This window comes from Salmonella sp. SAL04213 (assembly GCF_046550535.1).
Classification (GTDB): Bacteria; Pseudomonadota; Gammaproteobacteria; order Enterobacterales; family Enterobacteriaceae; genus Salmonella; species Salmonella enterica.
Map to the genome: position 1 here is coordinate 354950 of NZ_JBGDXS010000003.1, position 11582 is coordinate 366531.

An 11582-nucleotide genomic window follows, 5' to 3' on the forward strand; every position below is an offset into this window, starting at 1 on the left:
TATAAAGTGGAGGCAAGCCGTGGAGATGTTGTCTGGAGCCGAGATGGTCGTCCGATCGCTTATCGATCAAGGCGTAAAGCAGGTGTTCGGCTATCCTGGAGGCGCAGTGCTTGATATTTATGATGCGCTACATACCGTTGGAGGGATCGATCATGTGCTGGTGCGTCATGAGCAGGCCGCGGTGCATATGGCGGATGGCCTGGCGCGAGCCACTGGCGACGTTGGCGTGGTGCTGGTGACTTCCGGACCGGGAGCGACCAATGCGATTACCGGGATTGCTACGGCCTATATGGATTCCATTCCGCTGGTGATTCTTTCCGGCCAGGTCGCCACCTCATTGATTGGCTATGATGCCTTTCAGGAGTGCGACATGGTGGGGATTTCCCGACCGGTGGTCAAACATAGCTTCCTGGTCAAACAGACGGAAGATATTCCCCAGGTGCTTAAAAAGGCCTTCTGGCTGGCGGCAAGCGGACGTCCTGGGCCGGTGGTCGTGGATCTGCCGAAAGATATTTTGAATCCGGCGAAAAAAATGCCGTATGCCTGGCCGGAGACGGTCAGTATGCGCTCTTACAATCCCACAACATCAGGACATAAAGGACAAATTAAGCGTGCCTTGCAAACGCTGGCGTCGGCAAAAAAGCCGGTGGTCTACGTTGGGGGAGGGGCGATAAGCGCGGCCTGCTATGCGCCGCTGCGCCACATCATTGAAACCTTTAACCTGCCGGTGGTCTCTTCATTAATGGGACTGGGCGCGTTTCCTGCTACTCATCGCCAGTCGTTAGGAATGCTGGGAATGCATGGCACTTATGAAGCCAATATGACCATGCATAACGCCGACGTGATTTTCGCTGTTGGCGTACGATTTGACGACCGCACGACGAATAATCTCGCTAAATATTGTCCGAACGCGACGGTATTACACATCGATATTGACCCGACGTCCATATCCAAAACGGTTAACGCTGATATCCCGGTGGTGGGCGATGCCCGCCTGGTACTGGAACAAATGCTGGAGCTACTGGCGCAGGATGCGCCGTCTCAGCCGCAGGATGATATTCGCGACTGGTGGCAGCAGATAGAGATCTGGCGCGCCCGTCAGTGCCTGAAATATGACGCGGAAAGCGAAAGCATTAAACCCCAGGCGGTGATTGAAACCCTCTGGCGTCTGACGAAGGGCGACGCGTACGTGACGTCCGATGTAGGACAACATCAGATGTTTGCCGCCCTCTATTACCCGTTCGATAAACCACGTCGCTGGATTAATTCCGGCGGGCTCGGCACGATGGGTTTTGGCCTACCGGCTGCGCTGGGCGTTAAAATGGCCCTGCCGAAAGAAATGGTGGTCTGCGTGACCGGCGATGGCAGCATACAGATGAACATTCAGGAGCTGTCGACAGCCTTACAGTATGAACTGCCGGTACTGGTTCTGAACCTGAACAACCGTTATCTGGGGATGGTGAAACAGTGGCAGGATATGATCTATTCCGGTCGCCATTCTCAGTCTTATATGCAGTCGTTACCGGATTTTGTGCGCCTGGCGGAAGCATATGGCCATGTCGGGCTGCAGATTAACCGTCCGGATGAGCTGGAAAGTAAACTCAGCGAAGCCCTTGAGCATGTGCGTAATAACCGGCTGGTGTTCGTCGATGTCACCGTTGATGGCAGCGAGCATGTCTATCCGATGCAGATTCGCGGGGGCGGGATGGACGAAATGTGGTTAAGCAAAACGGAGAGGACCTGATGATGCGCCGGATTTTATCGGTATTACTGGAAAACGAATCTGGGGCGTTATCGCGGGTTATCGGCCTCTTTTCGCAACGCGGATATAATATTGAAAGCCTGACCGTCGCGCCGACAGACGATCCGACGTTGTCGCGCATGACTATCCAGACGGTAGGCGATGAAAAAGTGCTTGAGCAAATTGAAAAGCAACTGCACAAGCTGGTTGATGTGCTGCGCGTCAGCGAGCTGGGACAGGGAGCGCACGTTGAGCGGGAAATCATGCTGGTGAAAATCCAGGCCAGCGGCTACGGACGGGAAGAGGTGAAGCGTAATACGGAAATTTTCCGTGGTCAGATTATTGACGTTACGCCAACGTTGTATACCGTTCAACTGGCGGGCACCAGCGATAAACTGGATGCTTTTCTGGCCTCGCTGCGCGACGTGGCGAAAATTGTTGAAGTGGCGCGTTCAGGCGTCGTCGGGCTTTCGCGCGGCGATAAGATTATGCGCTGAGCAGATTCGCCGGATGACGACGCGGTTGCGTTTTATCCGGTCTACAGGCTGATATCTGGCCCAGGTCCGATAAGCGTAGCGCCATCAGGCAGGTTTGCCGGATATCAGCCAACAGGAATTATCGCCCAACCCAATATCACCGGTTGGGCTTTTTTTTGCGAAATCCGTGGTAACCCGGAATAAAAGCGGTTGCCGGAGTGATCAAACTGCGCTTAGATGTTAACGATTTTAACCCATGCCGACATAAAGGTTATGGTTTGTACAATTTACACAAGGGGCAATTGTGAAACTGGATGAAATCGCTCGGCTGGCCGGTGTCTCGCGCACAACTGCAAGCTACGTTATAAACGGTAAAGCAAAGCAATACCGCGTGAGCGACAAAACCGTAGAAAAAGTCATGGCGGTAGTGCGTGAGCACAATTACCATCCTAACGCTGTGGCTGCCGGGCTGCGTGCTGGACGCACACGTTCCATTGGTCTGGTGATCCCGGACCTTGAAAACACGAGCTACACCCGTATCGCAAACTATCTTGAGCGCCAGGCACGCCAGCGTGGCTACCAACTGCTGATCGCCTGTTCTGAAGATCAGCCGGATAACGAAATGCGCTGCATTGAGCACCTTTTGCAACGCCAGGTGGATGCAATCATTGTTTCAACTTCGTTACCGCCGGAGCATCCCTTCTATCAACGCTGGGCCAACGATCCGTTCCCCATCGTCGCGCTCGACCGCGCGCTGGATCGCGAACATTTCACCAGCGTGGTCGGCGCCGATCAGGATGACGCCGAGATGTTGGCGGAAGAGCTGCGTAAATTCCCGGCGGAAACGGTGCTTTATTTGGGCGCGCTGCCGGAGTTGTCCGTCAGTTTCCTGCGCGAGCAGGGGTTCCGCACCGCATGGAAAGACGATCCGCGGGAGGTGAATTTCTTATATGCCAACAGCTATGAGCGCGAAGCCGCCGCGCAGCTGTTTGAGAAATGGCTGGAAACGCATCCTATGCCGCAGGCGCTCTTTACGACATCATTCGCGCTATTACAGGGCGTGATGGACGTTACGCTGCGGCGCGATGGAAAACTGCCCTCGGATTTGGCGATTGCGACCTTCGGCGATCATGAGCTGCTGGATTTTCTGCAATGCCCGGTACTGGCGGTGGCGCAGCGTCATCGTGATGTCGCGGAACGCGTGCTGGAGATTGTGCTGGCAAGTCTTGATGAACCGCGTAAACCGAAACCCGGCTTAACGCGTATTCGGCGAAACCTGTATCGTCGCGGCATTCTGAGCCGTAGCTAAAGGACCGGCGGTAAAAGACTCTCTCTTCTGCCGCCGTCAAACAAATGCGTATCAGTAAAAATATCCCTTAAATAATTAAGATTATTCCTTAAAATTATCCGAAAATTCTTTTTTATTACCTTTCTTTTGTCCGAAATCGTCCATATTCCACTAATTAAGACGTAACGAGTCTTTTCCTTTGTCTTGTTTTGTTACAAGCAGGCAAGAAATCGTCGAATTAACAGCCACTTTTTGTCTTTGGCGCGACAGTCGCTCGTAGGCGCTGGTATAGCAGGCGCTGCACACGTTAAACAGGCACTGTTAACACGGTGCAATATGTCCTAAAATGCCGCTCGCGTCGCAAACTGACACTTTATATTTTTCTCGGATTATATTGAGTCCGTTTTAAACGGCGGTGGGTCTTTGGTTTTTTTCTTACAAATATTCATAACGTTAATTTGGCTTGCACGCTGGGTGGAAATTAATCAACGCAGATATTCGCCGTAAACATTGGCTTTTTTACTTAGGTAAGCGTTGTGACTTGCTTGACAAGCTTTTCCTCCGCTCCGTAAACTCCTTCGAGTGGGAATTTGTGGGATAAAGTGGTAAGAAGGGGTGAGACTGGCATGTTCCGGGGGGCAACGTTAGTCAATCTCGACAGTAAAGGGCGCCTGACCGTGCCGACCCGTTATCGGGAGCAACTGATCGAGAGCGCTACCGGTCAAATGGTATGTACCATTGACATCCATCACCCATGCCTGCTGCTTTACCCCCTGCCTGAATGGGAAATTATTGAGCAAAAGTTATCTCGTCTGTCGAGCATGAACCCGGTAGAACGTCGCGTACAGCGTTTACTGTTGGGCCATGCCAGCGAATGTCAGATGGATGGTGCAGGTCGATTACTGATCGCGCCAGTTCTGCGGCAACATGCCGGACTGACGAAAGAAGTGATGCTGGTTGGACAGTTCAACAAATTTGAGCTGTGGGATGAAACGACCTGGTATCAACAGGTCAAGGAAGATATCGACGCTGAACAGTCAGCTACCGAAACGTTATCGGAGCGGCTGCAGGACTTGTCTCTATAAGATGATGGAAAATTTTAAACACACTACGGTACTGTTGGATGAAGCCGTTAATGGGCTGAATATTCGTCCGGATGGTATCTATATTGATGGCACATTTGGTCGCGGCGGCCACTCGCGCCTGATCCTCTCGCAACTGGGCGAAGAGGGGCGCTTGCTGGCGATCGATCGCGATCCGCAGGCGATCGCCGTTGCGCAGACCATTAATGATCCTCGCTTCTCCATCATTCATGGACCTTTTTCCGCGCTGGCTGATTATGTAGCCGAGCGCGAGCTTACCGGCAAGATTGACGGGATCCTTCTCGATCTTGGCGTCTCTTCTCCGCAGCTTGACGATGCGGAGCGCGGTTTTTCATTTATGCGCGACGGTCCGCTGGATATGCGAATGGACCCGACGCGCGGCCAGTCTGCCGCCGAGTGGTTACAAACGGCGGAGGAAGCGGATATCGCTTGGGTGCTGAAAACATTCGGCGAGGAGCGTTTTGCCAAACGTATTGCTCGCGCCATTGTTGAGCGCAATCGCGAACAGCCGATGACCCGCACCAAAGAGCTGGCGGAAGTGGTTGCGGCGGCGACCCCGGTAAAAGACAAATTCAAACATCCCGCGACCCGTACCTTCCAGGCGGTGCGCATCTGGGTAAACAGTGAACTGGAGGAGATAGAGCAGGCGCTAAAAAGCTCGCTCAGCGTACTGGCCCCAGGCGGGCGGCTTTCAATCATCAGTTTCCACTCGCTGGAAGACCGTATTGTGAAACGCTTTATGCGTGAGCAAAGCCGCGGTCCGCAGGTGCCGGCGGGATTACCGATGACGGAAGCGCAGCTCAAAAAACTGGGCGGTCGTGAGTTACGAGCGTTAGGCAAGTTGATGCCGGGTGAAAAAGAGGTAGCTGAAAATCCTCGGGCCCGTAGTTCAGTTCTGCGTATCGCAGAGAGGACGAACGCATGATCAGCAGAGTGACAGAAGCCCTAAGCAAAGTGAAGGGATCGATAGGAAGCAACGAGCGCCATGCCTTGCCTGGCGTGATCGGTGACGATCTTTTGCGGTTCGGGAAGCTGCCACTCTGCTTGTTCATTTGCATCATTTTAACGGCGGTGACGGTGGTCACGACGGCGCACCATACTCGTTTACTCACCGCGCAGCGTGAACAACTGGTTCTGGAGCGCGATGCATTGGACATTGAATGGCGCAACCTGATCCTTGAAGAAAATGCGCTCGGCGATCACAGCCGGGTGGAGCGGATCGCAACGGAAAAGCTGCAAATGCAGCATGTTGATCCGTCCCAAGAAAATATCGTAGTGCAAAAATAAGGATAAACGCGACGCATGAAAGCAGCGGCAAAAACGCAAAAATCGAAGCGCCAGGAAGAACAGACCAACTTCATCAGTTGGCGTTTTGCGTTGCTGTGCGGCTGTATTTTACTGGCGCTGGTTTTTTTACTTGGACGCGCGGCGTGGCTACAGATTATCGCCCCGGATATGCTGGTGCGTCAGGGCGATATGCGTTCGCTGCGTGTTCAGGAAGTCTCCACCTCACGCGGTATGATTACCGACCGTTCCGGGCGTCCACTGGCGGTCAGCGTACCGGTTAAGGCGATCTGGGCCGACCCGAAAGAAGTTCATGACGCCGGCGGCATCAGCGTTGGCGATCGCTGGAAAGCGCTTTCTACTGCGCTCAATATTCCGCTCGATCAGCTCTCCGCCCGTATCAACGCCAACCCGAAAGGGCGTTTTATTTATCTGGCGCGCCAGGTAAACCCTGACATGGCGGACTACATCAAAAAACTCAAACTGCCGGGGATTCATTTGCGTGAAGAGTCCCGCCGCTACTACCCGTCAGGAGAAGTAACCGCTCACCTCATCGGTTTTACCAACGTCGACAGTCAGGGGATTGAAGGCGTTGAAAAGAGCTTTGATAAGTGGCTTACCGGTCAGCCTGGCGAGCGAATCGTGCGTAAAGACCGCTATGGCCGCGTGATTGAGGATATCTCCTCCACTGACAGTCAGGCAGCGCACAACCTGGCGTTAAGCATTGATGAACGCTTACAGGCGCTGGTTTACCGCGAACTGAACAACGCGGTGGCGTTTAACAAGGCGGAATCCGGTAGCGCGGTGCTGGTCGATGTCAATACCGGTGAAGTACTGGCGATGGCGAATAGCCCTTCCTATAACCCCAACAACCTTGCCGGTACGCCGAAAGACGCGATGCGTAACCGTACCATCACCGACGTGTTTGAACCAGGTTCTACGGTTAAGCCGATGGTGGTGATGACTGCGCTTCAGCGCGGTATCGTCAACGAAAATACGGTGTTGAATACCGTTCCATACCGAATTAACGGCCACGAAATTAAAGACGTGGCGCGCTACAGCGAATTAACCCTGACCGGGGTTCTACAGAAGTCGAGTAACGTCGGTGTATCCAAACTGGCGTTAGCGATGCCGTCCTCAGCGTTAGTAGATACTTACTCACGTTTTGGGCTAGGAAAGGCGACCAATTTGGGGTTGGTCGGAGAACGCAGTGGCTTATATCCTCAAAAACAACGGTGGTCCGACATAGAGAGGGCCACCTTCTCTTTCGGCTACGGGCTAATGGTAACGCCGTTACAGTTAGCGCGAGTCTATGCAACGATCGGCAGCTATGGCATTTATCGCCCGCTGTCGATTACCAAAGTTGATCCGCCTGTACCCGGCGAACGCATCTTCCCTGAATCCACCGTACGCACCGTGGTGCATATGATGGAAAGCGTAGCGCTGCCGGGCGGCGGCGGCGTGAAGGCGGCAATTAAAGGCTACCGTATCGCGATTAAAACCGGTACGGCGAAAAAAGTGGGGCCGGACGGTCGCTACATCAACAAATACATTGCTTACACCGCAGGCGTCGCGCCTGCGAGTCAGCCGCGCTTCGCGCTGGTGGTTGTCATCAACGATCCGCAGGCGGGTAAATACTACGGCGGCGCCGTTTCCGCGCCGGTATTTGGTGCCATCATGGGCGGCGTTCTGCGCACCATGAACATCGAACCGGACGCGCTGGCAACGGGCGAAAAAAATGAATTCGTAATTAATCAAGGCGAGGGAACAGGTGGCAGATCGTAATTTGCGCGACCTTCTTGCTCCGTGGGTGGCTGGACTACCCGCGCGAGAACTGCGAGAGATGACGCTCGACAGCCGTGTGGCTGCGGCGGGCGATCTCTTTGTGGCAGTAGTGGGTCATCAGGCGGACGGGCGTCGATATATCCCGCAGGCGATAGCGCAAGGCGTAGCTGCCATTATTGCAGAGGCGAAAGACGAGGCGGCCGACGGTGAGATTCGCGAAATGCACGGCGTACCGGTCGTCTATCTCAGCCAGCTCAATGAGCGTTTATCTGCGCTGGCGGGCCGCTTTTACCATGAGCCATCTGAAAACATGCGTCTGGTGGCGGTGACCGGCACCAATGGCAAGACCACCACTACTCAACTACTGGCGCAGTGGAGCCAGTTGCTCGGCGAAACCAGCGCAGTGATGGGAACGGTAGGCAACGGACTGTTGGGTAAAGTGATCCCGACGGAGAACACAACCGGTTCCGCTGTGGATGTTCAGCATGTGCTGGCCAGCCTGGTTGCGCAGGGCGCGACCTTCGGCGCGATGGAAGTCTCTTCTCACGGCCTGGTGCAGCATCGCGTGGCGGCGCTGAAATTTGCCGCCTCCGTGTTTACTAATTTGAGCCGCGACCATCTCGACTATCATGGCGATATGGCGCATTACGAGGCGGCAAAATGGATGCTTTATTCCACCCACCATCACGGTCAGGCAATCGTCAACGCCGATGATGAAGTTGGACGCCGCTGGCTGGCGTCGCTACCCGATGCGGTCGCGGTTTCAATGGAAGGGCATATCAACCCTAACTGTCACGGTCGTTGGCTGAAAGCGGAGGCGGTGGAGTACCACGACCGCGGAGCGACGATTCGTTTTGCTTCAAGCTGGGGTGAAGGCGAAATCGAAAGCTGCCTGATGGGCGCGTTTAACGTCAGCAACTTACTGCTGGCATTGGCGACGCTGCTGGCGCTGGGCTATCCGTTAACGGATTTGCTGAAAACCGCCGCGCGTTTGCAGCCGGTTTGCGGGCGTATGGAAGTGTTCACTGCGCCAGGCAAACCGACGGTGGTGGTGGATTACGCGCACACGCCGGATGCGCTGGAAAAAGCGTTGCAGGCGGCGCGCCTGCACTGCGCCGGAAAATTGTGGTGCGTCTTTGGCTGTGGCGGGGATCGTGACAAAGGTAAGCGTCCACTCATGGGGGCCATTGCCGAAGAATTCGCGGATATCGTCGTGGTGACTGACGATAACCCGCGTACCGAGGAGCCGCGCGCCATTATCAACGATATTCTGGCCGGAATGCTGGACGCCGGGCAGGTCAGGGTAATGGAAGGCCGCGCTGAGGCGGTAACCAATGCCATTATGCAGGCAAAAGACAATGACGTCGTGCTGATTGCAGGTAAAGGGCACGAGGATTACCAGATTGTCGGCACGCAGCGTCTTGATTATTCAGACCGCGTGACCGCAGCGCGTTTGCTGGGGGTGATCGCATGATTAGCGTAACGCTCAGCAAAATTGCCGATGTCCTTGGCGCCGAACACCGCGGGGCGGATCTCACGCTCGATACGGTCATTACCGACACACGGAAAGTGACGCCGGGATGCCTGTTCGTGGCGCTGAAAGGGGAACGCTTTGATGCGCATGATTTTGCTGATAAAGCAAAAGCGAACGGCGCTGGCGCCCTGCTGGTCAGTCGTCCTCTGGATATCGATCTCCCGCAGGTGATTGTAAAAGACACGCGTCAGGCATTTGGCCAACTGGCCGCCTGGGTACGTATGCAGGTACCGGCGCGGGTGGTGGCGTTAACCGGTTCGTCCGGCAAAACCTCGGTCAAAGAGATGACCGCCGCGATTCTTAGCCAGTGCGGAAATACTCTGTATACCGCAGGCAATTTTAACAACGACATCGGCGTGCCGATAACGCTGCTGCGCTTAAACCATGATTATGACTATGCGGTGATCGAGTTAGGCGCTAATCACCAGGGAGAAATCGCCTGGACCGTTAGCCTGACGCGCCCGGAAGCGGCGCTGGTCAATAACCTGGCGGCGGCGCATCTGGAAGGTTTCGGCTCATTGGCCGGCGTGGCGAAAGCGAAAGGCGAAATCTATACCGGTTTGCCTGAGAACGGTATCGCGATTATGAATGCCGATAATAATGACTGGCTGAACTGGCAAAGCATTATTGGCGATCGTCAGGTGTGGCGCTTTTCGCCGAATGCGGCAAACAGCGACTTTACCGCTGCGAATATCCACGTGACGTCACACGGTACCGAATTTACCCTGCAAACGCCGACGGGCAGCATTGATGTGCTGCTGCCGTTGCCGGGGCGGCACAATATTGCCAACGCGCTGGCGGCCGCTGCTTTATCAATGGCGGTGGGGGCGACGCTGACGGCGATTAAAGCAGGGCTGGCGGCGTTAAAAGCCGTACCCGGGCGTCTGTTCCCGATTCAACTAAGTGAAAACCAACTGGTACTGGATGACGCTTATAACGCCAACGTCGGTTCGATGACCGCCGCAGTGCAGGTCCTTTCTGAAATGCCCGGCTACCGCGTGCTGGTGGTAGGCGATATGGCCGAGCTGGGCGCAGAAAGCGAAGCGTGCCACCTCCAGGTTGGCGAGGCCGCAAAAGCGGCGGGTATTGATCGCGTGTTAAGCACCGGAAAACTCAGTCAGGCTATCAGCCACGCCAGCGGCGTCGGCGAACATTTTGCCGATAAAGCCGCGCTCATTGCGCGTTTACACGCTCTGCTTCAGGAGCAACCGATGATGACTATTTTAGTGAAAGGATCACGCAGCGCCGCGATGGAAGATGTGGTTCATGCGTTACAGGAGAAAGGTTCATGTTAGTTTGGCTGGCCGAGCATTTGGTCAAATATTATTCCGGCTTTAACGTCTTTTCTTATCTGACGTTTCGCGCCATCGTCAGCCTGTTGACCGCGCTGTTCATCTCTTTATGGATGGGCCCGCGTATGATCGCTCGTCTGCAAAAACTCTCTTTTGGCCAGGTGGTACGTAACGATGGCCCGGAATCGCACTTCAGTAAACGCGGTACGCCGACGATGGGCGGCATCATGATCCTGACGGCGATTGTGATTTCCGTTCTGTTATGGGCTTACCCGTCTAACCCGTACGTCTGGTGCGTGCTGGTGGTATTGATTGGCTACGGCATTATCGGTTTTGTCGATGACTACCGCAAAGTGGTGCGGAAAGATACCAAAGGGCTGATTGCGCGCTGGAAATATTTCTGGATGTCGGTTATCGCGCTCGGCGTGGCCTTTGCGCTTTATCTCGTCGGGAAAGACACGCCCGCGACCCAACTGGTGGTGCCGTTCTTTAAAGATGTTATGCCGCAATTGGGGCTGTTTTACATTCTGCTGTCCTACTTTGTCATCGTCGGTACGGGTAACGCCGTAAACCTGACTGACGGGCTTGATGGTCTGGCGATTATGCCGACTGTTTTCGTTGCCGCCGGCTTTGCGCTGGTGGCCTGGGCGACCGGGAACATGAACTTCGCCAATTACCTGCATATTCCGTATTTACGCCATGCGGGCGAGCTGGTGATTGTCTGTACGGCGATTGTCGGCGCGGGATTAGGATTCTTGTGGTTTAACACCTATCCGGCGCAGGTTTTTATGGGCGACGTCGGATCGCTGGCGTTGGGCGGCGCGTTGGGCATTATCGCCGTGCTGCTGCGTCAGGAGTTCCTGCTGGTGATCATGGGCGGCGTCTTTGTGGTGGAAACTCTGTCGGTCATCCTGCAGGTGGGTTCCTTTAAACTACGCGGACAGCGTATTTTCCGTATGGCGCCTATCCATCACCACTATGAACTGAAAGGCTGGCCGGAACCGCGCGTGATTGTGCGCTTCTGGATTATTTCGCTGATGCTGGTGCTGATTGGCCTGGCAACGCTGAAGGTACGTTAA

Annotated in this window: 10 protein-coding genes; all 10 read left to right on the forward strand. The window is 54.7% G+C overall.

Annotated features, from left to right (window positions below; translation table 11 throughout):
- The first annotated feature begins 19 nt into the window (after positions 1–19).
- The 10 genes from ilvI to mraY all read left to right on the forward strand — a co-directional run bounded on the left by ilvI (position 20) and on the right by mraY (position 11582).
- Positions 20–1744 carry an acetolactate synthase 3 large subunit gene (gene ilvI / locus ACLJPQ_RS11130; protein WP_000425612.1) on the forward strand — a complete coding sequence of 575 codons (1725 nt, stop codon included), beginning with the start codon at positions 20–22 and terminating at the stop codon, positions 1742–1744.
- Between the two features lie 2 nt (positions 1745–1746).
- Positions 1747–2238, forward strand: coding sequence for an acetolactate synthase small subunit (ilvN, locus tag ACLJPQ_RS11135; RefSeq protein WP_001563086.1), 492 nt, complete (start codon positions 1747–1749; stop codon positions 2236–2238).
- 283 nt (positions 2239–2521) lie between these two features.
- Entirely contained in the window at positions 2522–3526 is a 1005-nt protein-coding gene (gene cra / locus ACLJPQ_RS11140) for a catabolite repressor/activator (protein WP_000762406.1), read from the forward strand.
- A 605-nt stretch (positions 3527–4131) separates the two neighbouring features.
- Entirely contained in the window at positions 4132–4590 is a 459-nt protein-coding gene (gene mraZ, locus ACLJPQ_RS11145; RefSeq protein ID WP_000488294.1) for a division/cell wall cluster transcriptional repressor MraZ, read from the forward strand.
- 1 nt (position 4591) lies between these two features.
- Positions 4592–5533, forward strand: a complete 942-nt coding sequence (gene rsmH, locus ACLJPQ_RS11150) for a 16S rRNA (cytosine(1402)-N(4))-methyltransferase RsmH (RefSeq protein WP_000970444.1) — start codon at positions 4592–4594, stop codon at positions 5531–5533.
- Positions 5530–5895: a cell division protein FtsL gene (gene ftsL / locus ACLJPQ_RS11155; protein WP_000625651.1), complete on the forward strand. Its 366-nt coding sequence runs from the start codon at positions 5530–5532 to the stop codon at positions 5893–5895. The genes rsmH and ftsL overlap by 4 nt, the downstream gene beginning before the upstream one ends.
- A gap of 15 nt (positions 5896–5910) precedes the next feature.
- A complete protein-coding gene (gene ftsI / locus ACLJPQ_RS11160) occupies positions 5911–7677 on the forward strand; it encodes a peptidoglycan glycosyltransferase FtsI (RefSeq protein ID WP_000642235.1) in 1767 nt (588 codons plus the stop codon).
- Positions 7664–9151 carry a UDP-N-acetylmuramoyl-L-alanyl-D-glutamate--2,6-diaminopimelate ligase gene (gene murE / locus ACLJPQ_RS11165; RefSeq protein WP_000775065.1) on the forward strand — a complete coding sequence of 496 codons (1488 nt, stop codon included), beginning with the start codon at positions 7664–7666 and terminating at the stop codon, positions 9149–9151. Before ftsI ends, murE begins: the two co-directional genes overlap by 14 nt.
- Positions 9148–10506 (forward strand): UDP-N-acetylmuramoyl-tripeptide--D-alanyl-D-alanine ligase, encoded by a 1359-nt coding sequence (murF, locus tag ACLJPQ_RS11170; protein ID WP_017441561.1) that lies wholly within the window; start codon positions 9148–9150, stop codon positions 10504–10506. Before murE ends, murF begins: the two co-directional genes overlap by 4 nt.
- Positions 10500–11582 carry a phospho-N-acetylmuramoyl-pentapeptide-transferase gene (gene mraY / locus ACLJPQ_RS11175; protein ID WP_000964138.1) on the forward strand — a complete coding sequence of 361 codons (1083 nt, stop codon included), beginning with the start codon at positions 10500–10502 and terminating at the stop codon, positions 11580–11582. The genes murF and mraY overlap by 7 nt, the downstream gene beginning before the upstream one ends.